Raw genomic sequence first — 25,514 nt, forward strand, 5'->3', positions numbered from 1 at the left:
ATAAATAGCACAGGAATAGCGTGAGAGAGCAATGAGATTTTTAATGAAATTTGGCGGGACATCTGTTGCCGATGCCCAGTGCATCAAACGCGTAGTGGATATCCTTGAGCAGCACCACAAAGCCGGCGATGAACTGGCAGCTGTCGTATCTGCGCAGCGCGGAGTGACTGACCAACTCATCGAAATTGCCGGAAAACTCCCGACTGCAAAGGATGATACCGCAATCGCCCCGGTGATCCAGGCACTCAGCAAGCGGCATATGACCACCCTTGAAGGCGCAGCACCCGCACATATCGCTGAAGTGGGAGCAGTGATCGACGAGCAGCTGATCCGCCTCCAGAGCATTCTCTTTGCTATCTACAACCTGCGGGAACTCACCCCCCGTTCAAGGGATCACATCATCTCTTTCGGCGAACGGTTGCTCGCCCCGATCGTCGTTGCCGCTATTATCGAGCGGGGTATCCCCTCAACAGCCATGGACGGTTGTGAAGCAGGGATCCTCACTACCTCCCAGCACGGGGAATCCACTGCACTGCACGAGAGCGATGACCGGATAAAAACAAAGATCGCACCGATGCTCGGCAAGCAGATACCGGTGATCATGGGGTTCATGGGCTGCAACCATGAAGGAATACTTACAACGCTCGGCAGGAGCGGCTCTGACTATTCCGCATCCATCATTGGCGCTGGCATCGATGCAGACGAGATCTGGATCTGGACTGACGTGGACGGCATCATGACCTGCGATCCCCGTGTAATCAACGATGCACGGGTAATGCAGTCGCTCTCTTACCTTGAAGTTATGGAGCTCTCTTACTTCGGTGCGAAAGTGATGCACCCGCGTTCGATTGAACCGGCGATGCGTAAAAATATTCTCGTGCGGGTCAAGAACACCTTCAATCCCTCGCATCCCGGTACCATGATTGTCAGGAATGGCCAGCGGGATAACCGCGTGGTCAAGGCGCTCACCTATATCGACAGAGTCGGGGCTGTCAATATCAATGGCGCCCAGATGATCGGTCGTCCGGGTATTGCAAAGGCGATCTTCACCATCCTGGCGGACCATGAAGTGAACGTGATGATGATCTCGCAGGGTTCGTCGGAAGCGAACATCTCGTTGATCGTCGACGAATCCCATCTTCCCGTTGCGGTAACCGCGCTTTCCGTACTGGTAAAGCAGGGAATCGTGCGCGAAGTCTCCCATAACCATGATGTCTGTGCTGTGGCTGTTGTCGGTGCCGGTATGGCAGGAGCCCCCGGTACGGGTGGCAGGATCTTTACTTCACTCGGTGCTGCGGGTGTCAACGTGATGATGATCTCGCAGGGCTCATCGGAAGCCAATATATCGTTTGTCGTCAGCCAGAGCGATGGCCCGCGTGCGGTGCGGGTACTCCACGACGAATTCTGTCTCTCGGAGGAATCAGATGAGTAATAACGCGTATAAGGATGCGGGAGTAGACATCGATCTCGAAGCAACCGCGATCAAGTCCCTGATCAGCAATCTCACGTACCGGAGAAAAGGCAGCACTACCATGATGGGTGGCGTAGGACATTTTGCCGGCCTGATTGATTTCGGTGAACATGCGCTTGCCCTGACCACGGATGGCGTTGGCACGAAGATGCTGGTTGCCGACCAGATGGAAGACTGGAGCACGGTTGGCATCGACTGCATTGCGATGAATGTCAACGATCTCTACGTCATGAACGTAGAGCCCATTGCTTTCGTGGACTATATCGCAACCGACAAACTCTCCATTGAGAAGATGGCCCAGATTGGTGTCGGGCTCAATGAGGGTGCGAAGCTGGCGAATATCGATATCGTTGGCGGGGAAACAGCCTCGCTCCGTGGTCTCGTCAACGGGCTTGATCTTGCCGGTACCTGTCTCGGGATGCAGAAGAAGGACAAAATAATATCCGGAGAAAAAATCCGACCCGGTGACAGGATCATCGGTGTCCCATCCACAGGTGTCCACAGCAACGGTCTCTCGCTCGCCCGCAACGTGGTGGAGAAGTATGCCGGGTATGATAAAAAGATGAAGAGCGGTAAGACATTTGGGGAAGAACTGCTCACCCCTACCAGGATCTATCACGAGAGCCTGAAGGTTGCAGCATCCTGTACCGTGCATGGCATGTGCCATGTCACCGGGGGAGGGCTGCTCAACTTCAACCGGCTCAGTAAGTACGGGTTCCGGTTTGACACTCCGATCACCCCCCCCCAGATCTTCTCGTGGATACAGGAAGCCGGAGACATCACGGCAGCTGAGATGTACCGCACCTTCAACATGGGTATGGGATTTGCCTATGTTGTGCCGGAAACGAGCGTTGCCTGCGTGCTTAAGATGGTGAACGGTGCACAGGTTGTAGGAACGGTTGTCAAAGAGCCCGGTGCGTGGCTGGGCGATCTGGAGATTGTTTAGACTCTGCAGATACGAAATTTTTTTTAATATTATTATTTATTTAAAAACAGGAATCAGTTTTAACCGTCCGGCTCCGGCTCAACCGTATAGGTGCTCTTCTCTGCATCATCTGAAACGATCGCACTATTGCCCGACGGATCTTCAAGAATGATGGTAACCGGCAGTTCCCCGCTTTTCACCTGAGCAATTTTTTCGAGAAGGACACGGGCGTTTTCCCGTTCATCATCATCCCCGCCAATTATCGCTGATCCTACTGCCTGCACAATGCGGTCCAGCACTCCTTCTATATTGGACACAAAACCCTGGCAGGTGGGGCCGGGATCGATCCGTACCCCCAGTTCCGGGATCTCGATTGCGGCACTCATGCTCCGCACAATACGGACCGAGAGATCCTCCTGTCGGGAAGTCCGGAACACATACCTCATTGGCTCACCGTGTTTGAGCATCTGGGTATCGGTGAATTTGTAACCGCACGACGGACAGACCGCAGAAATAATGAGAATATCAGAAAAAAAGGGAATATTTTCTGTTGTATAGACGTATTCTATTTCAGAGTTGCACGTTGGGCATGGACCCGGAATGACTTTTCGCAACGTTATGCCCCGCCGATCTTATCGCGCGAGATCTTCACGGACATTGGTGTGAGTACTACGTAGCGCTGGTCCCCAAGACCAATGATATCGCCATTAACGTCCTTTGCCACTTCTTTTAAGTCCTTTAACACACGCTCGTAGGAAATCTTGTCCATCTTGAGCCGGGAGATATCGACGATCACGATATTGCCGCTGTAGACCTCGTCCTTGATCCGGGGGGTGTCTTTTAAGTCGGTGATTGTGGCGATTTTTACGAGCAGGGCGGGAGATCCGGCACCATGTTCTTCATAGGATGCCAGATCGAGTTCCATATAGTCATCGTCCGAACTTCCGGAACTCTTGCCAAGGAGCGTGTCTATGATCTTAACCATAAAAAAACTGTATGGTGAAAATTATTTAATAGTATCTATTTTGAAACCGATAATCACGGTTTTACCCGGGAAAAAAAGGGAAAACGACCGTTTCCCGCATCCGGTTGTTACAGTCAGTCCGGTCAGATCTCCATGTTCCAGATCTCATCTCCGACGTGATGGAACTTTTTTACCATTTTTCCTGCTGTGCTGGCACGCATAGCGGGCGCATCGAACAGGGCAATTCCAATGGCCAGCGGCTTACCGTGCCGCTCATCCACGATCTGGACGGGGGCGTTTGCCTTCACGTCATCAGTGACCGCTACAATGCCCGGTCGCATGATATCTGCCCCGTTTACTACATAGGGGATTGCGCCTGCATCAACAGTCACCCTGCGCTCCGGAAACGGGCACTGCACCGCCCCTTTAAGCGTGGGAAATGTCCAATCCCCGGTATCCATCAAAAGCGGTTTTTTATGGACCATGTACAGGGAGACATCTGCATTTGTCTCGAGGACTTCGATCATATCTCCCCGGAAGAGATCGGATGAAATTCCGATCTGCTCAGCAAGGCGGGTGAGGAGTTCCTGTCCCTGACTTTTCCTGATGGAGTGGCGTTTCTTTACAATAATCTTTTTCATTGTTCCGCTCGTACATTCATCCCTCCCGCTAAAAAATTATTTGCATGGGTAATGCATGGGGAAAATGCGGGAATTGCAGTCTGGACTGCTGTGCGTTTTCTCCCTCAGGATAGGGAGAAAAATGCTTGGAATGATGCCGATTTACGGTATGTTTAAGTAACCTGCTCGCACATTTATATTACTCCAGAGCGATGGTAACAAGGTATTGTTATGACCAAAAGGCCGTTGGATATTTTAGATCTGGTGCTGAACCGTCAGCCCGTTATCGTGTCTCTCAAAGGTGGGAGAGAAATCCGTGGAGTACTCCAGGGATATGATGTTCATATGAATCTCGTGCTCGACAAAGCCGAAGAGACAGAGAACGGACAAATCAAAAAAGTAGGTACGCTTATCGTCCGTGGCGATAATGTGATCTATATATCCCCATCATTGGAACAATAAGGTGAAGTAACATGACAAAAGGCACTCCATCAATGGGAAAGATGAACAAGAAGACCCATGTCACCTGCCGGAGATGTGGGAAAGTTTCTTTTCACGCCCAGAAGAAAGAATGCTCTGCCTGTGGTTTTGGCAGAAGCACCCGAATACTCAGCTACAGATGGCACACTAAGAGACCAAAAATCCCAACGCATTAATTAGAGTTGTACTATGTGTGGTATCGTTGGCATCGTGGATGCTGGCGGTGCAGCCATCCAGCTCTATTATGCCCTATATGCTCTCCAGCATCGCGGGCAGGAAAGCGCCGGGATTTCCACGTTTGATGGCCTGAACCTCCAGAAATTCAAGGGGCAGGGCCTTGTCGCCGATGTTTTTTCTACGACTGTTTTATCAGATCTGAAAGGTTCGGCCGGAATCGGCCATGTACGGTATCCTACAACGGGTGCGAATCTTCCTGAAAATATCCAGCCGCTCAACTTCCAGTTCAAGGACCATTTCATCTCGATCGCCCACAACGGGAACCTGGTCAATACCGCAGAACTCAGGGCTGAGTTCGAGCAGACGGGGCAACTCTTTATCACCACCACTGATACCGAGATCATTGCAAAGATCTTAATCAACGAGATCAGCAACGCGGGCTGCGTTGAGGATGCCGTTCATCTCTGTATGCGCAAACTCCGTGGTTCGTATTCGATAGTGATGATGATCGATGGGATCATCTATGCTTTCAGGGATCCGCTGGGCATCAAGCCGTTCTGTATAGGAAAGACCGAGAACGGCTACATGGTCGCATCCGAAAGTGTTGCAATCGATGCGCTCAGTGCAAAGCTCATCCGTGATGTAAAACCCGGGGAACTGATCCGGATCGATGCGGATGGGGTAAAATGCACCCAGATCGCGGTGGCCGGTAAACGGGCGCACTGCATCTTTGAATACATCTATTTTGCCCGGGCAGATTCGATCATCGACGGTGTGCTGGTGTATACTGTGCGCCGTCAGATTGGCCAGAAACTCTTTGAAGAAGATCCCGTAAAGGCCGATTCCGTTTGTTCGGTCCCTGACTCCGGGACTGCGTATGCGATCGGGTACGCAGAAGCGTCAAAGATCCCCTTCGTTGAGTCCCTGATGAAGAACCGGTACATGGGACGTACTTTCATCATGCCCTCCCAGAAGGAGCGGGAGAAAGCGGTCCGGATCAAGCTCAATCCCATACCGGCGCACCTGATGAATAAGTCCATCGTCCTGATTGACGACAGCATTGTGCGGGGTACTACCTCGAAACGGATTATCGAGATGATGCGTGACGCCGGGGCCCGTGAAATCCATATGCGTATCGGTTCTCCGGCTATCAAGGCGCCCTGCTATCTTGGCGTGGATATGCCAACCCGTGAAGAGCTGATCGCGAGCAACCGGATCGAAGAAGAAGTCCGGCACAGCATCACCGCAACATCCCTTCACCACGTCTCGCTCGATGCGCTGGTAGAGGCGATTGGTATTGGGCAGGAGGATCTCTGTACTGGCTGTCTCACGGGTTGTTACCCGGTGCAGATTGATGGCGAACATACCAAGGCCCGGCAGATTGATTTTGTGGATGGAACCTACCAGTCCAAGCTCGGTACGTTTGAAGCCGAGATCTGAATGAACTCCCATTATGTGTGCAATAAGGACCGTATTGATTCGGTTCTCACCTGTTTTTCCCTACACTCTTAAGAGAAAAGATTGGTTTTTTATGTTCCAGTTTCCCCTTCTTTTTGGGAAACGGTGGCTACTGGAACGCAAGGTACAGGAAATATATCCCGATAAAAACGATCATCACGCCAATGATCCTGTCAAATGCATCGCCGCTCAGCCGTGCGGCATCCTTGATCTTTTTTCCAAGCGCCCCACCCAGCGAGCTGATCACAATCAAGGGGATGGAAAGTCCCACCGCATAGACAAGGATGGTGAAAAAACCCTGGACTGCTGTCTGGTAGAGTGCAATATAGGTCAGCACGATGAGCAGCATGGGGGCTCCCCGGCCTACCGTGATTGCCCCGAAAGAGAGCCCCAGCAGGAATGCACCGGTGACCGTGTAGGATGTGGGCACTTTAAAGAAATTGAAGATGCTTCTTATTGGCGGCTTGTACACATGGAGGAGCTGGAGTCCCATCAGGGTAAGCAGCACACCCCCGATTGCCCATGCGATAGTGCTGTTAAGGAACAGGAGGTATTTGCCGATATAGCCCGCGATTACTCCCAGTGGCAGGAGTATGAGGATCGTGCCGAAACAGAACGAAACCGTCAGTTTGAGGATATTGAGAAAAGACAGCCGGGTGTTCCCACTGGTCAGGTACCCTATCAGTCCCAGGCATAATACGCTGTTGCAGGGACAGATACCAGCGATAAGGCCGAATATGAAGATGCCTGCGATGGAGGGATCGAGGGTAGCCATCTCTGAAAAGATTGGGGTTGTAATGAATAAGAGTTGTGGATTACATTAGTCACATGATCGTGGCGGTTGACACAGGAATGCTGTATGGGGGCGGCGTGTAGGGGTTGGGAAAGATCTGTCCATCCTGCATCGCGGAGCCGGTACCGCTTCCCCATGTCCAGCACGATCCCCCGGATGCTATGCAAACTGTCTTTTCACAGGAAACGCCTTTTGTTGCGGGTGTGATGATTCTGGTTCAGGCACACCGCTCGCGTAAACTCTTCGTATCCTCTGGGTACATTCAGTCATTCGTGTTATTTTTGTCATCTGCGAATGGTTTCCATATAAAAACAAAGACGCAAATATCAATAGGAAATAACAATCTTTCACGGAACCCGTTATGAAAAAAACACTCCTCCTTCTCTGTCTCTTGTTCTGTCTTATCATTCCGGCAGGAGCGGAAAACAGTCTCACCGCAACATTAGCCACAGGTACAGGCAGTCCCGAAACACCCCCGCAGAATGCTTCGGTATATATCAGCGAGGCACAAGCGGCAGTAGCCGAGCGAAACTGGACCAGCGCACTCCTCCTCACTACGAGAGGTGTCACGTGGTACCCGGGTAATGCAGATCTCCTCTGTCTTCAGGGTTACAGCTACCGGAAGATGGGGCAGTATGGAAAATCGGTTGAAGTTGTGTCCAGGGCCACCCTGCTGGATCCAAAACCGGTCCGGTATGCCAACCGGGGGTACGGGTACCTTGCGCTGGGGAACTATACGGCAGCCCTTGCTGATGCAGAAACCGGCATTTCTCTCAACGCGAACTACACGACGAACTATGGGGTGAAAGCACTGGCACTGCAGGGCATGGGAAAGAACACAGGGGCCCTTGCTGCAATTGATCAGGCCCTCGCCCTGGAGCCGGAAAATGCCCATTACTGGCACGTGAAAGGTGGCCTCCTCTCAACTTCCGGGGACTGCGCGGGTGCCCGGGATGTTCTGGAGAGGTCCCTTGCTCTCGATCCTGATTACAATCTCCCGTATCCGGGTTTTGTCGATGCACGTCAGAATCTCGCAGAACTGAACACAACCTGCATACCTGCCGCACCACAGGGAACGAAACTCCCGTCTCCCACGAAATCCTCATCAGGCGGGATTGCGATCATCGGTATCATCGGCGCACTGTTCGTCGCTGGAATGAGAAAATAACTACCTTTTTTAAGGAAATTTTCAGAAAAGATCAGTAGCGAGGGATGGATTTGAACCATCGGTCTACGGGTTATGAGCCCGTCGGGATATCCTGACTACCCTACCTCGCTTCCTATAATCAGGATTATAATATAGTCAGGACGCGCTGATATACTTAACCTTCAGGGCTATCCCTTGCAGGTACCGATCAGCTTTAACTCTTTATTTTCCCACACATCCTTATGGATGACGAGATCATAAAGATACGGGAGAAGCGCATTCAGGAGTTGACTGAAAAAATGAAACATCCACCAAAAGTGCCCGTTGTTACCGATGTTGAAGAGACCCATTTTGTGGAATTCATCCGCACCAACCAGTATGCCGTGATCGATTTCTGGGCGGAATGGTGCGGCCCGTGCCGGAGAATCGCGCCCATTATGGAAGAACTCTCCATGGAATTTTCCGACACGGTCGCATTCGGCAAGGTCAATACTGATAACAACCAGAAACTGGCCCGCGAGTTCAACATCGATGCCATCCCCGCCATCATGCTCTATGCCAATGGCCAGCTGGTTGACCGGATCATCGGGGCATACCCCAAAGAGGCGATTCGCGAAAAGATCGTCAGTAAATTCAGGATACGATAAGAATTTTAAAAAACCCGTCTCTTTTTATTGTATAATCCATGAGTGTATCCCCCTCGTGTGATAAGGTAAATGGGGAAAATGATTAGCCGAGAGCAGAGGTAATGCCCAGTACACCCGACTGGATGATCACCGCAACCGCAATAATTACTCCGGCTATTTCAAGCGCAATAGCAACATTGCCCTTCCCGAGTTCTTCAGATACAACAATGTTGGGTGTCAGTTTTTCAAGAACCCTGAGTGCAAGCCAGATCGCCCCGATTGCAAGGACAATGCCAAGGATGAGCTGGACGAAAGCGATTCCCAAAATGAGAAAGCCATCTCCGGTAAATATGCCGGTTTCCAGAGCCTTGTTGACACTCATTATGAGACCGGTTACTCCGGATACAACAATAACTGCAATAGCGAAGAACACTGCTGCGACAACGATAAAAACCGCGACATTTCCCTGCAGGAGTTCCTTTTTGGCATCGAAAGTTTGGACAATCCTGCTGTAAACGGTAAGGCCGATATACAATGCCAGAACTGCAAAGACAATGGTGATGACCAGCTGCACAAGTCCGATTGCCACGTTCGCAAAAATCATGGAGGGATCATCCTGACGTGTTTATATTAGATATGCGAATTAAAAAAACGTTCTCACTGAATGAAAAGAAACAAAATTAAGGAAAATACCGGTTATTCCGCAGAAGTGCTCTGACGTTTTTCAAACTATCCATAAAAAAAATTACAGGCTGGTATTCTTAGCATTGATTTTTGCCGCCATAATGAAATCGTTCAGGGTCAGTCCCCCTGCAGGGTAGGTGTAGAACCGGATTTCAAAATATCGTGACTCTTTGATGGAGATATCGGGGAAATGACCTTCCTGGGTAGCAAGATCCATGACTTCGGTAAAAAACGTAATACATGCACCTGCGCTCTCCCGCTCGAACATCCGTGTCAGGTGACCGCTGTCGAGTGACCAGCCGGGTACCTGTGCCAGAAGCTCTATGGTCTCCTTTCTCGTTAACGGAGGTGATCCCGCCCGGTAGGTGGTGCATTTGTTCTGCGCAAGTTCCATGATTATCAGTCATCGCGCCTGACAAAAAAAGTTTCTCCTGATCCGAGGGAAAAATCCCCGTACCTGGAACCTATATGGCTGCGGCACCCGTTGCCGGCTGTTGTTTGCCGTACTGCCACTGCATGAGGATCATAACTGCAAGGGAAATTGGCAGGGCAATGACAATCGGATCGACAGCCGTCCACGGTGAGCCGAGCAGCGTGACCTTGCCAAAGATTGCCTGGCAAATTCCGAGTGGTTTTGCTTCTGCTGCATGGAAGAACGCGGTCCAGCCAAACCAGATCACTGCGCCGGTCACCATGCTCCAGAGAGCTGCTTTTGTCGAGGGGGCTTTCGCATACACCCCGATGGCAAATGCCGGCAGGAATGCAGCTGCACAGAGGCCCATGAACATCGCCGTAGCCCTTGCAATGATGCTGATTGGCAGGAGGAAGGCAAGGATCGTGGAGACTACCATCATTATGACAATGCCCCACTGGTGAGCCCGCATGGAAAGGGCACACTCTTTCCCCCTTCCCCAGAGATCGCAGACCAGTGCCGTGCCCATTGCATGGTAAAGTGCGCTGAGTGTCGACATCGCTGCTGCGAGCAGGGTGAGCATGAAGATCACGACAAAGAGGTCAGGCATGGATCCGTTGATGAAGAGCGGCATGATCGAATCAACATTGCCTCCTGCTGCATCGAGTGCAATTTTTCCTGATGTCTGGAAGAAGTATACATTGGAAAGGGCTCCGACCGTGAATGCAACCCCGGTCATCATCAGGATGAACGGGCCGCCGACAAGTACCGCACGGTTCAGGGCCTTGTTGTCCTTTGCGGTCATGAACCGCACGACCAGCTGGGGCTGGGCGAGCACGCCGATCCCCACTCCCATAACAAGGGTTGTGACAAGGGTGAACCACATCGGGGATCCGAGCACCGGCATGGATGTCCAGCCGGTCATACCCTGGTCGGCAAGCACTTTGGGAACAAGGGATGCCATGTTGGTGAGCGCAGTTGTTCCTGCTGTGAATCCGCCCACAATTATCAGGGTGAAGGCGAAGAGAACGGTCATACCGATCAGCATGATCGTGCCCTGGAACGCATCTGTGTACATAACGGCGATAAGTCCGCCAAATACCACATAGACTGCCGTGATAAGGGCGAAGAGGATCAATGATGTGGTATAGGGAATCCCGAGGGTTGGCTCAATGAACCGTGCCCCGCCAATCAGGATTGCGGCAGTATAGAGCGGCATGGAGATGACGATGATGAACCCGGCTATGTACTGCAGGAGCGGGGATTTGTAGAGTTTGCACATCAGGTCCGGAAACGTGACTGCAGAAAGCCGCTGGCCGATCTCCCGGGTCTTTTTGCCGAACAGGACAAATGCGAGGAGAATCCCGAGGCCGATGTTCAGGACGGTAAGCCAGATGAGCCCCATACCCATATTGGCCGCCGCCCCGCCAAACCCTATGATAGCAGACGTTGAGATGAATGTGGCACCGTACGAAAGCGCGATGATCACCGGGTGGCTGTCGCGGCCGGCAACAAGGTAATCCTCGGCATTCTTCGTCTTTTTGTACCCAAGGTATCCGATGATGAGGGTTGCTGCAAGGTAGATCATGACGAGAACTGTCAGAGTAAGTGGGCTAACTGCCATCTTTTCGACCCTCTTTATTCCAGTTCAATATTCCGTATACAATACACGCCAGGGCTAAACCAATGGCCAGACCATAGCCGATCCATATCTGGGGGTCAGGGATTCCAAGAAGCATAGAAAACCTCTGGTAAACTCTTCATCACGACATTACAGGGGAACCGGGAACTACCTGGTTCCCTACCTAAAAATGAATGCGTAGCATGGGCTTGATGAAAAACCAGTATTAATGCAAACCCATGGTGATATCATTAGTTACCGATTAATGATCTGGAAATGGTGGTATTTATGTGTTTTTAACTGGTCTTTGATGCACACTTCTGATCACAGGTGGACGCACATGGCCGGAAAGACCATATTGCGCAAGATAAAACGCTGTAACGAACTATGCCCTCGGTATTTGCCACACTCCACGAATCCCTCCAGCAGGTGCTCGCCCAGCGGCTTGACTGGACAGAGCTCCGCGAGGTCCAGGAGCGTGCGTATGCTGCTATATCGGCAGGAAAAGATACGCTGGTCATCGCGCCAACGGCCGGGGGAAAGTCGGAAGCAGCGCTCATACCGGTGATGGACGATATCTTAAAACACGGGCGGATGGGCGTGGTGTGCCTCTACATCTCGCCCTTAAAAGCGCTGATCAATGACCAGGAGGATCGTTTCAGGGAATTCTGCGTTCCCACATCGCTCTCGGTGATGAAGTGGCATGGGGATGTGGCAAAAGGGGATCGCGGCTGGAAGGATGGCGAGCCCCCGCATTTCCTGATGATCACCCCCGAATCCCTTGAAGTGCTCCTGCAGGAAAAAACCCTGTCGGCCGATCTCCGGCGTGTCCGGACGGTCATCATCGATGAGCTCCATGCATTTGTGGAATCGGAGCGCGGTGTGCAGCTCAAGGTGTTGCTCAATGAGCTTGACCGGATCACAAAAAACCCTGTCCAGCGCGTCGGTCTCTCGGCAACCACGGGAAATCCCGAAGAGGTGCTGTGCTGGATGTCCGATAACCGGCAGGAGAGCGAACTGGTTACCATCCCCGCCCCTCCGAAAGAGAAGCAGTTCCAGTTTATTGTGGAGGATGATGAGGACAAACGGATCGATGCACTTGTCAGGCTTGTGAAGGGGAAAAAAGCACTGGTCTTCGTCAACAGCCGGAGTGTTGCAGAAAAACTGATGCGATCGGCTTCGGGGAGGATCAGGAACCTCCACATCCACCATTCATCCCTGTCGCTGGCTACGCGGAAAGCTTCCGAAGAAGCGTTCAACTCGCAGGATGGCGCCTGCATCATCTGCACGAGCACGCTGGAGCTGGGTATCGACATCGGGGATCTCGATGTAGTGGTGCAGGTCGGTCCCCCGAATTCTGTTTCATCGTTCCTCCAGCGGCTGGGGCGAAGCGGGAGGCGGGGAAAAGCGGCCTATGTGGCGTGGTTGCTTAAAGACCCCTGCGAACTCCTCTGCAGCATTGCGATCATTGAATGCGCGATGAATAAGGAAGTTGAACCCTTAACTCCTTTAAAAAAACCCTATAACGTCCTGCTCCAGCAGGTATTCCTGTACCTGTCCCGGCATGCCCGTACCAGCAGGCGTCAGCTGCGGACATCCGTTCTCTCGCACCCTGTTTTTGCTGCCATTGATCCGGCTGCGCTCGATCGTATTATCACGCATCTCATTGCGGAAGGATACCTGACACCCGATGGTGAGATGGTGATGCTGGGAAGTACTGCGGAACGGGAGTTCGGCAGATCGAACTGGAAGGATCTGTATTCGGTAATCAGTGGAGGTGGAGAGTACCGGGCCGTCACTCCTGATGGCGAAATCGTGGGTAAGCTTGATGCCCGGTTCGTCAACAGCCAGAATGACGGGGAGTTCTCTCTGGGCGGGCAGAGCTGGTCCATGGTCAAGTGCGATGAGGGACACAACCTTGTCGTGGTGGTGCCATCCAGTTCCGTGACATCGGGGACCTTCTGGACAGGCAGTGACGCCGGTTACTCTCCGCTTGTCTGCAGGCAGGTGCAGGTAATACGTGCCCGGGGCGAATCCGTGCTTCCACTCATGGAAGGTGATCAGGAGATGCTCCGCACCGCGCTCACCCGGATTCCTGAAGGTGTCGGGAAAACCGGGCTGTATGTCAGGGAGCGGAAGAGTGAGCGGGGCGTTGTGGTAACTGTGCATTCCCTGAACGGCAGTCGGTTCAACCGTCTCTTAACCTTGCTTCTCCAGCACCGGCTCGGCGGTAAAGTACAGGTCCGGTACAATGATTTTGTGATCAGGATCCATCGTGCAGGAAAAGAAGGGCCCGGCGAACGGGTGGCAACTGCGGTGCGGGAGATCCAGGGTATGGGGGAAGGAGAGATACGCTCCCTGCTTCCCCTGCCACCTGTAGAGAGCTGGAAATTTGCCCGGGCACTGCCCGGACAGTTACTCCGCGAGATGGCATTTTCTGATTATTATCATGTTGAAGAATTCAGGGATTTATTTGAAGATATGATGGTAACCGTTCTGCCGCATCCCCTGCCAGCGCCCCGGAGGAACCCTGAAGTAACCGGCGCATCTTCCAACAGTGCGTGATTTTATTAAGGGAAGCCAAAAGAGATCTCATTATGCATGCACGTATGGTAATTTTCATCATTGCTCTGGTCATGGTGCTGGCCTGTGGTTGTACCCAGCCTGCACCGGAACAACCCGCAGCCACTCCTGTGCCGACTCCATCGGGTCCATTACCTACCGCTTCGCCGGCAAAGGTTGTTACGCCCATGGCTGTCCTGACAACCGGTTCAGTATCCCCAACTCTCAATAATGCAGTATCCGATAACACCATACATGTCAGTAAAAAGGGATTTGATCCTGCAAGTATAACCGTGAAATCCGGTTCAACAGTCCGGTGGGTGAATGAGGATTCCACAACGGATGCGGCCTTGTATAATCCAACGCACCGGATCACGCTGGTAACTATCAAGGATTCGCCCCTCTTATCTCCGGGACAGGGGTGGAGCTGGATTTTCAATGATCCGGGGACGTATGATTACAGTGATATGATCCATACAGTCCCGAAGGGCACGGTCATTGTGGTGTGACCATGTTCCAGAATATCAGTTATACCCTGATTTTTGGAAAGCCCCTTATCATGTACCTGGGAGTTCTGACACTGCTCGCGTTTTTATTCACGGCATCGATCGCGATACTGAACTTCAAAGGGATACGTACAATCCCGTTCAAATGGCACCCGCGTTGTGCGGCTGCCGCTATCTGCATTGCCCTTGTTCATGGGACACTTGGGATACTGGCGTACTGGTAACAACCGATTGAAACGCTATACAAAAAAGTACCGGGGTAATTACAGTCCGACAACCCGAAGCATTGCACCCACGAGTATGCCAAACATGGATGTTGACGCCGACAGCATTCCCAGGATGATGTAACCTACAATTGCCCCGATCTTTAACGGGGTATATGTCCGGTTGATGTTTAACCTGCGGATAATGCGAAAAGATTTCGTATCGGGCGATATCTGCGGTTTGTTCTTCTTGATCCGGATCATAATTTTCACCTGATTGCTTTGGGTTGCAATTCTTTTATTCTCTTTTTCGGAACTGTGCACATTCTTGTATCAGTTCCCTCATAGATCATAATAGGAATATTTCGTATTTAATATTTCTTAAATGTCATATGTTCAGATATTGAATATTTTTGGTTTTTTAGGCAAATACGCCACAAATAACCGCTATTTTCAGAATTCTCCGAGTAGGCCCTCATCGGATCTGCTGAAGGAGTTTTGACTTTAGGAAAAGTCAGGGTTTTTTATAAAACCATTGTTCATACGCCGAGGGGGAGATTTGAACTCCCGAGGCGCAGGGCGCCAGTAGCTTTCGAGGCTACCGCCTTCCCGGGCTAGACTACCTCGGCACACGGTTCTCTTATTTTTTTCATCAATTGCTCTAATAGTTATCTGAAGATTCGATAAGTTCCGGACCTGTGTCGCACTCGATACTGTACGATCCTTAAACAAACCGTATATCGTGTGCGTTTATGAAAGTGTTTTAAAAAACTCAAATACTATGAAAAATTATTGGGGAAAAAATTAAAAAAAATTACATCATGCCCGGCGGCATGCCGCCTGGCCTTGACTGGGTGATCATCATATCATCCACGCGGATGAGCATGACTGCTGTCTCGGATGCGCTCTGGATTGACTGGCGCTTTGACCGGAGCGGCTCGATAACGCCCTCTGCGAGCATATCGACGATAGTGCCGTTATAGACATTGAGTCCCGCATTCTTCTTGCCCTTGGAGTGGATATTTTTGAGCTCGACTAATTTGTCGATCGGGTTGAAACCCGAGTTCTCGGCAAGTGTCCGGGGAATGGATTCAAAAGCCCCTGCATAGGCTTCTATGGCAATCTGGACCCTGCCGCCCATGGTTGCTGCATAGTCCCTGACTTTCATGAGCAGTTCGGTCTCTACTGCACCGCCACCGACTACATATGTGCCATCTTCCATGGCATCCATAACTACGCGGGTGCCGTCGACGACTGCGCGTTCAAGCTCATCAAGGAGGTAATCGCTGGTGCCCCGGAGCAGGATCGTGATCGTCTTGGGGTTCTTGCAGCCGGAGATCCTGGTGAGGTTAACATCGCTGTCCTCTTCAACAAGTTCTGCGATACCGAGATCCTTGGATGTCAGGGATTCGGGTTTGTTGAGGATGGTTGCATGCATTGCCCGGGCAGCGTATTTCATATCTGCTTCAGGGATATCTTCAATGGCAAGAATACCGCTCTTTGCAAGGTAGAACTGGATTGCATCTGCAATACCCTTCTGGCAGAGGAGAACGTTTGCACCGCTGTTGATAACTGCATCGGCAAGTTTCTTGAGCGTTTCGCGTTCCTGTTCGCTGAATGCTGCGATCTGGTCTGCGTTTGAGATCTTGATCTTGGCCTTGACCTGGGTCTTGGTGATCTCCAGAGGGGTCGCGATCATGGCGACTTTTGCCTTGACAATCTTGCGGGGCATACCGTCGTGAACGCGGGTCTTGTCAATGACTACGCCGCGGATCAGTTCGGCGTCATCCATTGACTGGCCTTTCTGCTTCTTGATCATCACGTCATCTTCGCTGACGAGATACTTCGTGCCGCTCTTCTCGGCAACACCCATCACCGCATCAACGATGATGGCATCGAGCTTGCCTTTTACGCACTCGATTGATTTGCCGGTGATTGCGGTGTCTGCGATCTTTAACAGGGTCTTCCGGTCGGTCGGGTCAACCTTATGGGAGAGACTGTTAAGAATCTCGATTGATTTGTTCATCCCAAGGCGGTATCCTTCGGCAATAACGGTCGGGTGAATACCCTGTTCGAGCATGATTTCAGCCTGTTCCATCAATGCGCCAACAAGGATCACAGCGGTAGTGGTACCATCGCCGACTTCATCGTCCTGGGTCCGCGCGACTTCAATGACCATCTTTGCGCCGGGGTGCTGAACGGCGATTTCGCTTAATATCGTCGCGCCATCATTGGTGATGACGATATCTCCCGTAGAACCGACAAGCATCTTGTCCATTCCCCGTGGGCCAAGGGTTGTCCTGACAGCACCGGCTATTGCCTTTGCTGCTGTAATATTCGAGCGCTGGGCTTCTTTGCCACGGTTACGCTCTACATTTTCTTTTAGAATGATAATTGGCTGTCCAGATAGCATAATGGATCCTCCGATGATGTAAAAGGTGGAATTGAACTTCTATATATAATTGTTGAGTGGGGCTCTGAAAAAAGAGAGGGATCAGTCAATGCGGGATATTTTGAAGAGTGAATAGACTGGTACACCCTCCACATCCTTGATGCCGCGCTTGTCAAAGATCACCCAGATGGCAACCGGCACTGCATTGTGCTTTTTTAAGTATTTCACCACTTCCCGCATGGTGTTTCCTGATGTTATCACATCGTCGACGATGATACACCGCCTGCCGCTGACAGGAGCAAAATTCCCGCTGATCGATCCCGTTGGTTTTTCACTCTGGTTCTGTTTTGCCGGGTGGTAAATGGACAGCTGGGCAGCTTCTTGGGATGCGATGAGTGTTGCAAGCGGAATGCCGGAGAGGGCAATGCCCACGATGACATCAGCAGCAGGTGACGAGCTCTCAGGGCCCTGTTCCTGGTAATACAACCCGAGCATCATCAGTGCCGTCTCTTCGAGGAGAGGTGCATGACTGGAAACCGCTGACCAGTCAATGTGGACATCTTTTGGGGCAGTGGTTCCTTTTGCCTGGGTGAGCAACCACGTCACGGTTTCCATGGATAGCGAAAGCTCATCTGCAATCTGACCCGGACTGTGCCCCTCAGCAAGGAGCATCTTTGCCCTGCTAATCAGATCGTCTAGGGAAGACATACCAGAGAGGTTCGCCCGAATCTATTTAAGTTTTCTTTTAATTGCAGAGCCGCAGATGAGGCATTCCCCATCATGGTCAAAGTACCTGCCGCAACCGGTACACCGGTATTTCCAGTGGATCCTTTTAGCTTTCCGCTGGAGGATTGGGTGTATCTGCACACCCAATATGCTTGCAACATTCTGGATGGCAAAATCGTCAGTGTAGAGAACTGCACCCGTCTCAAGTGCGAGCGCCAGCAGTTCGCAATCCGTATCAGAGATTACCCCTGAATCCCGGGTTTTTTTGGCAGCAGTTTTCACCGTTTCCATGCTCTCCGGACCCGGTGACATTACCCTGAGCCCTTCAGCGCACAACTTCTCGAACTTCCCTTTTGAGCGGATATCCCGAAGCTCATCACATACGGATGGCGTAGTAAACAGTTCTCCCTCTACCGGGCACTCTGAGAAAAAAACACTGGTATCAAGGATGGATTTCATGAGATTACCCGGAACCGGTATGGGGGGTAGAGAAGTCCATCTCATCCACCCAATCAACGGTTTGAACGTGTCTGCAATGCATTAGCGATCTGGTCTGCGGCAGATACCCTGCTGCACCCGCGCTCGATCGTATCGCTGCAGATGACATCCCGGACTCCCGCTTCGATAAGACGGACATAAGCGCCCCCGGTAAGCACCCCGTGCACGCAGGCAGCATATACATCCGTTGCACCCTGAGCGGAAAGCATACCGGCAGCCGTAGCGATTGTGCCGCCGGTTGAGATGATGTCATCGACGATCACAACGGGGCGTGATGCAGCGGATAATGCCTTGGGTGCCATGGTCACCTGCTCTCCGCTCAGCCGGGTCTTCTCCAGGTGATCGAACTCCCATTCTCCTGCCGATGCCACCTGTTCTGCAAATGCCAGGGCACCATCGTCAGGTGCAAGAATAAGCGGGTTGGTAAGATTGAGCGTTTTGATGTAAGCCCCGATATCGCGGGCAAGAGAGATGTTGCGGGCAGGCGCATTAAAAAACCTGAGCACGTCAGGTTCATGGATATTTACGGTAATGCATTCAGAAACGCCCCTGCTTATTGCCCGGGCAACCGCGCGGGCACTGAGCGGTTCTCCCTTTCGGTCCTGCCGGTCCTGCCGTGCATATCCCATGTAGGGTATTACCAGACGGATGTCAGAATTTTCACAGGCATCGATTAAGAGAAGCAGCTGGACAAGCGCGTCGTTGTCCACAACACTGCTTACCATTACGGTCTCATCGTCCAGTTCTCCGGCAACAAGATACAGCTCCCCGTCAGGAAAACGGGAATATTTAACATCGACGACCGTGGTCTTTTGTGCCCGTGCAAGGCGTGTGGCAAGTATCTGGGATTTTTCAGTGCAGATCACTTTCATGATATCGTTTCCTGATCGCAGACGAGCAGTAATTCCTTATTCAATGTATGTTGTATGGGTGATAATATACTCCATCAGGTATTGTATTTTTTTCTGCTTAGCTTAGCATGAATCCGCGTAAATCAGCAGGTTACGAAAAAACAAATTTCGTCCTCACCGGTGTGACCAGCTGAAAGTACTTAAACTATCATAGGACAAATTATATGAAAATCTTAAGGCTAAAAAGAGGTCAAAACCGCAATGGAAATATCTGAGCAAACCCCCCCGGAGCAGAACGAAACACAACCCGCATCGACCGAAGCGGTGTCAACGGATAGCACGGGAGCGACATCATCAAAAATTGAAGTGCCTGCAAAACTGATCGACCAGGTAATCGGACAGGAGCATGCCGTTGAAGTGATAAAAAAGGCAGCTATCCAGCGCCGGCATGTCATGATGATCGGCAGTCCCGGTACCGGAAAATCGATGCTGGCAAAAGCAATGGCCGAGCTGTTGCCCAAAGAAGAACTCATCGATATTATGGTTTACCCGAATTCCGATGACAACAATAACCCGATAATCCGGACGGTTGCTGCAGGAAGGGGAAAACAGATAGTGGCTGCCCATAAAGCAGAAGCCAAGAAGAAGATCCAGTTCAGGAATATGCTCCTTTTCCTTGCCATCATCGCTATCGGAGGATATGCGCTTATCACCGGACAGATCCTGATGGGGCTCATTGCGGTTGCCTTTATTTTTATGGCGTTCCGCTACAGCCTGCCGCGTGAGGAGGCGATGGTGCCCAAGCTTCTCGTCTCGAATGACACCAAGAGCATCGCACCCTTTATCGATGGCACCGGCACGCATGCCGGCGCCCTTTTGGGAGATGTGCGTCATGATCCTTTCCAGAGCGGGGGCCTTGAAACCCCGTCCCACGATCGGGTCGAGGCGGGTGCAATCCACCGTTCGAATGGTGGCGTTCTCTTCATCGATGAGATTAACACGCTGGACCCGCACTCCCAACAGAACCTGCTCACTGCATTGCAGGAAGGAGAATTCCCCATCACCGGTCAGAGCGAGCGGTCGAGCGGTGCAATGGTCCGGACCGAGCCGGTCCCCTGCAAGTTCGTGATGGTTGCTGCAGGCAATCTCGATGCAATCCAGGGGATGCACCCGGCGCTGCGCTCCCGTATTCGTGGATATGGGTACGAAGTGTATATGTCCGAGAGCATGGAGGATACCGAAGAAAACCGGGAGAAATATGTTCGGTTCGTTGCACAGGAAGTCAAGAATGACGGGAAGATCCCGCACTTTGACCAGAGTGCGATCGATGAAATTATCCGGGAATCCCGCCGCCGTTCCAACCGCAAAGGACACCTCACCCTCAAGCTCCGCGACATGGGAGGTCTCATCCGGGTTGCCGGAGATATTGCCCGGCAGGAAGGCGCAGCGATCACCACCGCTCACCATGTCATCACAGCAAAAGTAACTGCCCGGTCGATTGAAGATCAGGTATCCGATGAATACATCCGGAGAAGCCGTGAATACGAGCTCACCGTTGTAGAGGGAACCCGCATCGGGCGCGTGAACGGGCTTGCCGTTATGGGAACCGATTCTGGTTCAGTACTCCCGATCATGGCCGAAGTCACTCCGGCCCAGGGAGCAAGCGGTACCGTTATCGCAACCGGTATGCTCAAAGAGATTGCCCAGGAATCGATCAAGAATGTCAGTGCAATCCTCAAGAAATTCACCGGGAAAGATGTGAAAAATATTGACTTGCACATCCAGTTCATAGGGACCTATGGCGGTGTTGAGGGAGATTCCGCATCCGTCAGCGTGGCAACTGCCGTCATCAGCGCAATCGAGGGCATTCCCGTTCGCCAGGATGTCGCGATGACCGGTTCGCTTTCCGTTCGCGGAGATGTCCTGCCGGTCGGGGGAGTTACCTTCAAGATCGAAGCCGCGGCAAAGGCGGGCATCAAAACCGTCCTTATCCCCCGCACGAATATCAATGATGTGCTGATAGAGGAACGGTACAAGTCCATGGTCACGGTTATTCCCGTGGATACCATTGATGATGTTCTCAAGATTGCCCTTGTGCCGGAGAACTTCGAAGGGTTCCTCAACAAGCTTAAAAATATGGCAATACGTTCGACCGGCATGATTGCAGAGGCAACGACGGTCAATAACCCGGTGGCATGAACGAACATGCCCGATATCACCTATTTTGATCTGCGTCATGTAACCGGTCAGATTACCCACATTGACATAGATAACGGTGTTTTCGAGTCCGCGGGAACCACATTTTTCAATAAAGCGGTGCTGCGGGTCATCAGCAACACCGGCTGGGGGAATCTCCAGATCGACAATTACCAGCCCTGCACGGGCAGGAAATTCGATGAACTTTTACAGAAAGCCTGTAAGCTCTCGGCGATAACCCAGGAAGAGGTAAGCCTTGGGGATGTTTCCCGTGGCGTGCTTGCGGTTCCCGCCATGAAAGAGGATCCCCGTTCGGTCAGCATCGAAGAAAAATCCGCAATCCTCGCAGAGATCGAGAAAGGCGCAATCCACCCATCCGTGGTAAACCGCCGGGCAAATTATATCGAACGGGTTGAACAGGTGGAGTTTTCCGACAGTTCCGGCAACGAATATGCGTACGAGATGTGCCGCTCGGGATTCAATGTAATGGCGGTTGCTTCACGGAATGGCAACACCCAGATGGGATATGAACGGGAACATTCCATCCACGGGTTCAACCTCCGGCAGCACCGGGACATCGGGAAAAAGGCAGCCGATATCGCGGTGGCATTGCTCGACGCCAAAGCCGCTCACGGGGGAAAGATGAAAGCCATACTCGATTCGGAGCTGGCGGGTGTTTTTGCCCATGAAGCGGTTGGCCACGCCAGTGAAGGCGACTTGATCCAGGAAGGCAACTCGGTCCTGAAAGGCAAGACCGGGCAGAAGATCGGAAACGATTTACTTACGATTGTTGACGATCCCACCATTCACGAGTTCGGGTTTGATCCTGTTGATTCCGAAGGTGTGGCTGTGTGCAGGACCGAGATCATCAAAAACGGGATCGTGAATGCATTCCTCCATAACCAGGAATCCTTAGCCGCAGTAGGTAACGGTGTAGCAGGCCATGCCCGGGGTATGCCCGGAGAACCTCCCCTTGTGCGGATGAGCAACACCTTCATTGAAGCCGGCGATGCCACGGATCCCGAGATCTTCGAGGAATGCAAGAACGGCATTTTCCTGAAAGGCTCCCGGGGCGGGCAGGTGGACCCGGGCCGGGGAGTCTTCCAGTTCAATGCAGAATACGGGTATCTCGTAGTAAACGGGGAATGTACCGGCATGGTGCGGGATGTATCCCTTTCGGGAGAGATCCTGACAACCCTGCATAACATTGCTCTCTGCGGGAACAAGCGCGTGATGAGCCCGGGATATTGCGGGAAAGGCGGGCAAAGTGTGCCGGTGAGTGACGGGGCTCCGACAATTCTCTTGTGCGATGCGGTGGTGGGCGGCAGTGGAATGGATTGACCAGCTATTACAAGAAGGGCAGAAGAGCGTCGACGAAGTCGAAGTTTTTTATGTGCAGGGCAGGAGTATTTCAGCTGACCTAAAGCAGAAGAAAATTAACCTTGCCTCTGCTTCAGAAGACTGCGGTCTTGGCATCAGGACCATCCACAAGGGAAGAATCGGATCCTCGAGTACGAATGATCCCACTCACTGGAAGGAATGCCTGGATGCAGCCATTGCAAGCGGCCATCTTGCAACCCCGCTTCCCTGGGAAGGATTACCCGGGGCGAAGGACGTATCTCAAACCCCGCTCACGTTCGATCCATCGATGAAGGTTGAACCAGCTTCTGCTCTTGCCCTGCTCGAACAGATGCTGGCAGGAGCAGAAGAACATGCGGCTGATGTAACAGCCGGATCTGCCGGGCTTTCCACAGCAACGGTCACCCTCGCTAATAGCAGGGGTGCATATTACACCGACAGCCATACGGGTGTCTCGCTCTCACTGGAAGCCATCCATGGGCAATCAACGGGGTATGAATTCGATCACTCCAGTTTCATTGACAAAGTAGATCCGTTCCATGTCGGGGAACGGGCAACCTTCTTTGCCCATGAATCTGCGGGAGGAAAGGATGTTACTACCGGGGATTACGAGATCCTTCTTTCCCCCCTTGCCTACGCTGAACTCCTCGGCAGTGTGTTTATACCCGCGCTCAATGGGCGGAATGTGCATGCCGGCAGATCGCGGTTTGCGGAATCACTGGGGAAGCACGTAACCGATCCCATGATTTCGATGTATGACGATCCGCACCTTCCCGGTGCAAGCGGCAGCGTGACCTGGGATGCCGAGGGCATGCCAACCCGGAGGATAGATTTTATCCGGGACGGTGTACTGGAAGCCTTTGCCTATGATCTCAAAACAGCCTACCGGTATGGAAAGATCAGCACAGCAAGTGCGGTGCGGGGAGGATATGGGGGATCGCCGGGAATCGGCCACCATAACTTTATTGTTGACGGGAAACGCAGCGATGTAACTGACGAACGCGTGATATATGTGCACAGCGTTGTCGGCGCTCACACGGCTAACCCGATGAGCGGGGAATTTTCTGTTGAGATCTCCAATGCGTTCTGGATGGAGAACGGGGAGTTCCAGGACCCGATAAGGACTGCGATGTTGTCCGGAAACGTCTTTACAATGCACAATGAAATCGGAGGAATCAGCCGTGAATCCCGGGCAATCGGCTCGCTCATCCTCCCCTCAGTAAAGATAAACAAGCAGCGTATCATTGGGAAATGACTTCTCATTTTTCATAATAAGGCGCCTTGTTTTATTGAAGGGGGATCGTCTGACCTGTTATGGCCAGTAACGGCAGTCTATTACGACATCTTTTTTGCCACATGGATCCTCCTTGCTTATTCATGAGACCAGTTATCTGTACAACGATTCTTCTCATCATCTGCATTATCGCGTGTGGGTGCACTGGGAAAACACCGGCAGTCCCGGCCCCTGTCACACCAACGGAGGAATCCGCTCTCATCACACTGTCTGATAGCCACCCGAATGTCACGTTCACCCATGATCCTGGTGTAATTGTCGTGTCCTTCCGGACGGATGGTGCACAAAAGATGGAATTGGATTTTTCTAACTTGTCGCAGGGATACCTGGCAGCGACACGGTTCTCAACAAGCGACCCGTTTTCAGGATCCGTGGCATTCCAGGCTCCCGTGAAAGATCTCTATCAGCTGAACATCTCCAGCAATGGCAGGTGGACTGCTGAGGCCACTCCACTCATGACAACCAATCCCCTGACCGTGCCCGTGAACCTTTCTGGTTCCGGAACCATGGTCACTCCCGTATTCTCCCTGGAAAAAGGTGAATATTTCTTCAGCAGGAATGAGACTGGTCTGGCTTCACCTTATTATTCCCTCTATTATGTAAACGGTACACCCCTTATGGATGCAAACAATTCATACATCCAGCCGGGATTTGGTGAACTTTCACCACATCCTTTTGTGTTTGTCACCGTTCCCGAGAATGGAACATTTTACCTTAGCGCTCTTGGCCGGGATAACCCTGGTAACTGGTCTGTTTCTATCTCCGCGGTTCCCCATCTCCCCTTCATGGGGCCCGGGCCTGTGATTTACCCCAGTCCGAAGTCATCCGGGAATTCGTAGCTGTAAACCCCGAATCCATTTTCCCCGGTTTTTGGGGAGTTCTTTCAGGATTCAGGATGGTGATCTTTGGCCACATTTTTCCCTGATTCTGGAGAAAGAAACCGATAAGGTATTGTTAACAGGAATCCATTGATAAATATAGGAAACAGGGATTATTATGAGCGCAATTCTCATCTCAATTTTTCTCGTTATAGCAATCGTTGCCATCGTTTACTATCTGGCAAAAAAAATCATGGTCCTTCTGGTCAACGCAGTTCTGGGGTTCATCCTGCTCTTCATTCTCAATTTCCTGCATGTCATGCAGTGGATGGGAAAACCGGATCTGGGGTATGGCCTTGTCACTCTCCTGATCTCTATAATAGGAGGATTACCTGGTGTGTGCATCCTCGTACTGTTGAATATTCTTGGAATTACCCTGTAAATCCAATAAACAGTCCTGTCTGACAGATTCCTGGTGGGTGGGACCCATCAGGGTCCGGTTCATTTTTTGCAATCGAGATCCGATTAAAAAAATATGCTCTGTAGAAATCATTTCATTGGGGATAAAAAAGTCTGAATCGACCAAAAGATCTAAGGTACGATGTCTTCTTATTTTGTTATGTTCAGTAACAATAAGGAGACAATTAAGAAATCGTCCAGCCGGTTTATCAGTTTTATCAAGCATGCATTTGCTATCGTACAGTCATCTCGAATCTCCCCATATTCCTGCA

The 25,514-nt window shown here is 51.6% G+C and carries 27 protein-coding genes and 2 tRNA genes; 15 read left to right on the top strand and 14 right to left on the bottom strand.

From position 1 onward, the window contains the following. Window positions 1–31 precede the first annotated feature (31 nt). Both CVV30_09285 and CVV30_09290 read left to right on the top strand, forming a co-directional pair. A complete protein-coding gene (locus CVV30_09285) occupies window positions 32–1,432 on the top strand; it encodes an aspartate kinase (GenBank protein ID PKL69721.1) in 1,401 nt (466 codons plus the stop codon). Continuing rightward, window positions 1,425–2,417, top strand: a complete 993-nt coding sequence (locus CVV30_09290; GenBank protein ID PKL69722.1) for a phosphoribosylformylglycinamidine cyclo-ligase — start codon at window positions 1,425–1,427, stop codon at window positions 2,415–2,417. Before CVV30_09285 ends, CVV30_09290 begins: the two co-directional genes overlap by 8 nt. A gap of 59 nt (window positions 2,418–2,476) precedes the next feature. Here CVV30_09290 and CVV30_09295 read toward each other — a convergent pair whose 3' ends face one another. The 3 genes from CVV30_09295 to CVV30_09305 all read right to left on the bottom strand — a co-directional run bounded on the left by CVV30_09295 (window position 2,477) and on the right by CVV30_09305 (window position 4,001). Beyond that, window positions 2,477–3,010, bottom strand: coding sequence for a hypothetical protein (locus CVV30_09295; protein PKL69723.1), 534 nt, complete (start codon window positions 3,008–3,010; stop codon window positions 2,477–2,479). 2 nt (window positions 3,011–3,012) lie between these two features. Further along, window positions 3,013–3,381, bottom strand: coding sequence for a hypothetical protein (locus CVV30_09300; GenBank protein ID PKL69724.1), 369 nt, complete (start codon window positions 3,379–3,381; stop codon window positions 3,013–3,015). Between the two features lie 122 nt (window positions 3,382–3,503). Beyond that, window positions 3,504–4,001: an RNA-binding protein gene (locus tag CVV30_09305; protein ID PKL69725.1), complete on the bottom strand. Its 498-nt coding sequence runs from the start codon at window positions 3,999–4,001 to the stop codon at window positions 3,504–3,506. A 210-nt stretch (window positions 4,002–4,211) separates the two neighbouring features. Here CVV30_09305 and CVV30_09310 point away from each other — a divergent pair, with 210 nt between their 5' ends. Genes CVV30_09310 through purF form a run of 3 tightly spaced genes read left to right on the top strand, consistent with a single transcriptional unit; the run spans window position 4,212 to window position 6,077 of the window. Continuing rightward, the gene (locus CVV30_09310; protein PKL69726.1) at window positions 4,212–4,442 is read left to right on the top strand and encodes an RNA-binding protein; all 231 of its coding nucleotides are present in this window, start codon (window positions 4,212–4,214) and stop codon (window positions 4,440–4,442) included. A gap of 11 nt (window positions 4,443–4,453) precedes the next feature. Then, on the top strand, window positions 4,454–4,636 hold the full coding sequence (locus CVV30_09315; protein ID PKL69727.1) for a 50S ribosomal protein L37e: 183 nt from the start codon (window positions 4,454–4,456) through the stop codon (window positions 4,634–4,636). A 13-nt stretch (window positions 4,637–4,649) separates the two neighbouring features. After that, complete coding sequence (gene purF / locus CVV30_09320; GenBank protein ID PKL69728.1) at window positions 4,650–6,077, top strand: amidophosphoribosyltransferase; 1,428 nt, start codon at window positions 4,650–4,652, stop codon at window positions 6,075–6,077. Window positions 6,078–6,204: 127 nt separating this feature from the next. On the opposite strand, the gene CVV30_09325 is transcribed toward purF, so the two are convergent. Continuing rightward, window positions 6,205–6,870, bottom strand: coding sequence for a cytochrome C biogenesis protein CcdA (locus tag CVV30_09325; GenBank protein ID PKL69729.1), 666 nt, complete (start codon window positions 6,868–6,870; stop codon window positions 6,205–6,207). Window positions 6,871–7,249: 379 nt separating this feature from the next. Here CVV30_09325 and CVV30_09330 point away from each other — a divergent pair, with 379 nt between their 5' ends. Next, the gene (locus tag CVV30_09330; protein ID PKL69730.1) at window positions 7,250–8,056 is read left to right on the top strand and encodes a hypothetical protein; all 807 of its coding nucleotides are present in this window, start codon (window positions 7,250–7,252) and stop codon (window positions 8,054–8,056) included. Between the two features lie 35 nt (window positions 8,057–8,091). Here the strand turns inward: CVV30_09330 and CVV30_09335 are convergent. Beyond that, window positions 8,092–8,166, bottom strand: a tRNA-Met gene (locus CVV30_09335). A 111-nt stretch (window positions 8,167–8,277) separates the two neighbouring features. Here CVV30_09335 and trxA point away from each other — a divergent pair. After that, window positions 8,278–8,682: a thioredoxin gene (gene trxA, locus CVV30_09340; protein PKL69731.1), complete on the top strand. Its 405-nt coding sequence runs from the start codon at window positions 8,278–8,280 to the stop codon at window positions 8,680–8,682. Window positions 8,683–8,764: 82 nt separating this feature from the next. Here trxA and CVV30_09345 read toward each other — a convergent pair whose 3' ends face one another. The 3 genes from CVV30_09345 to CVV30_09355 form a co-directional block, all read right to left on the bottom strand. After that, complete coding sequence (locus tag CVV30_09345) at window positions 8,765–9,265, bottom strand: DUF350 domain-containing protein (protein PKL69732.1); 501 nt, start codon at window positions 9,263–9,265, stop codon at window positions 8,765–8,767. A gap of 141 nt (window positions 9,266–9,406) precedes the next feature. Then, on the bottom strand, window positions 9,407–9,739 hold the full coding sequence (locus tag CVV30_09350; GenBank protein ID PKL69733.1) for a 4a-hydroxytetrahydrobiopterin dehydratase: 333 nt from the start codon (window positions 9,737–9,739) through the stop codon (window positions 9,407–9,409). A 70-nt stretch (window positions 9,740–9,809) separates the two neighbouring features. Then, window positions 9,810–11,381 (bottom strand): sodium:solute symporter, encoded by a 1,572-nt coding sequence (locus tag CVV30_09355; GenBank protein ID PKL69734.1) that lies wholly within the window; start codon window positions 11,379–11,381, stop codon window positions 9,810–9,812. 384 nt (window positions 11,382–11,765) lie between these two features. Between CVV30_09355 and CVV30_09360 the strand changes: the two genes are divergently transcribed. The 3 genes from CVV30_09360 to CVV30_09370 are packed head-to-tail and all read left to right on the top strand — an operon-like array spanning window position 11,766 to window position 14,670. Beyond that, window positions 11,766–13,943, top strand: a complete 2,178-nt coding sequence (locus CVV30_09360) for a DEAD/DEAH box helicase (GenBank protein PKL69735.1) — start codon at window positions 11,766–11,768, stop codon at window positions 13,941–13,943. Between the two features lie 32 nt (window positions 13,944–13,975). Next, window positions 13,976–14,449 (top strand): hypothetical protein, encoded by a 474-nt coding sequence (locus CVV30_09365; GenBank protein ID PKL69736.1) that lies wholly within the window; start codon window positions 13,976–13,978, stop codon window positions 14,447–14,449. Between the two features lie 2 nt (window positions 14,450–14,451). Next, complete coding sequence (locus CVV30_09370; protein PKL69737.1) at window positions 14,452–14,670, top strand: hypothetical protein; 219 nt, start codon at window positions 14,452–14,454, stop codon at window positions 14,668–14,670. Between the two features lie 39 nt (window positions 14,671–14,709). Here the strand turns inward: CVV30_09370 and CVV30_09375 are convergent, their stop codons facing one another. From CVV30_09375 to CVV30_09400, 6 genes are all read right to left on the bottom strand, one after another. Then, window positions 14,710–14,913, bottom strand: a complete 204-nt coding sequence (locus CVV30_09375; protein PKL69738.1) for a hypothetical protein — start codon at window positions 14,911–14,913, stop codon at window positions 14,710–14,712. Between the two features lie 280 nt (window positions 14,914–15,193). Beyond that, window positions 15,194–15,278, bottom strand: a tRNA-Ser gene (locus CVV30_09380). A gap of 185 nt (window positions 15,279–15,463) precedes the next feature. Then, complete coding sequence (locus tag CVV30_09385; protein ID PKL69739.1) at window positions 15,464–17,062, bottom strand: thermosome subunit; 1,599 nt, start codon at window positions 17,060–17,062, stop codon at window positions 15,464–15,466. Window positions 17,063–17,143: 81 nt separating this feature from the next. After that, window positions 17,144–17,749 carry an orotate phosphoribosyltransferase-like protein gene (locus CVV30_09390; GenBank protein PKL69740.1) on the bottom strand — a complete coding sequence of 202 codons (606 nt, stop codon included), beginning with the start codon at window positions 17,747–17,749 and terminating at the stop codon, window positions 17,144–17,146. 21 nt (window positions 17,750–17,770) lie between these two features. After that, window positions 17,771–18,226 (bottom strand): nucleotide-binding protein, encoded by a 456-nt coding sequence (locus tag CVV30_09395; GenBank protein ID PKL69741.1) that lies wholly within the window; start codon window positions 18,224–18,226, stop codon window positions 17,771–17,773. A gap of 53 nt (window positions 18,227–18,279) precedes the next feature. Continuing rightward, window positions 18,280–19,137, bottom strand: coding sequence for a ribose-phosphate diphosphokinase (locus CVV30_09400; GenBank protein PKL69742.1), 858 nt, complete (start codon window positions 19,135–19,137; stop codon window positions 18,280–18,282). A 240-nt stretch (window positions 19,138–19,377) separates the two neighbouring features. On the opposite strand from CVV30_09400, the gene CVV30_09405 reads away from it, so the two are divergent. The 5 genes from CVV30_09405 (at window position 19,378) to CVV30_09425 (ending at window position 25,225) form a co-directional block, all read left to right on the top strand. Further along, complete coding sequence (locus tag CVV30_09405) at window positions 19,378–21,315, top strand: ATP-dependent protease LonB (protein PKL69743.1); 1,938 nt, start codon at window positions 19,378–19,380, stop codon at window positions 21,313–21,315. A 6-nt stretch (window positions 21,316–21,321) separates the two neighbouring features. Then, a complete protein-coding gene (locus CVV30_09410) occupies window positions 21,322–22,653 on the top strand; it encodes a TldD/PmbA family protein (GenBank protein ID PKL69744.1) in 1,332 nt (443 codons plus the stop codon). Continuing rightward, a complete protein-coding gene (locus tag CVV30_09415) occupies window positions 22,622–23,926 on the top strand; it encodes a TldD/PmbA family protein (protein PKL69745.1) in 1,305 nt (434 codons plus the stop codon). Before CVV30_09410 ends, CVV30_09415 begins: the two co-directional genes overlap by 32 nt. A gap of 122 nt (window positions 23,927–24,048) precedes the next feature. Next, a complete protein-coding gene (locus tag CVV30_09420) occupies window positions 24,049–24,804 on the top strand; it encodes a hypothetical protein (GenBank protein ID PKL69746.1) in 756 nt (251 codons plus the stop codon). Window positions 24,805–24,961: 157 nt separating this feature from the next. Then, window positions 24,962–25,225 (top strand): sigmaK-factor processing regulatory BofA, encoded by a 264-nt coding sequence (locus tag CVV30_09425; GenBank protein PKL69747.1) that lies wholly within the window; start codon window positions 24,962–24,964, stop codon window positions 25,223–25,225. Window positions 25,226–25,514 lie beyond the last annotated feature (289 nt).

The organism is Methanomicrobiales archaeon HGW-Methanomicrobiales-1 (assembly GCA_002839675.1).
Lineage (GTDB): Archaea > Halobacteriota > Methanomicrobia > Methanomicrobiales > Methanospirillaceae > Methanoregula.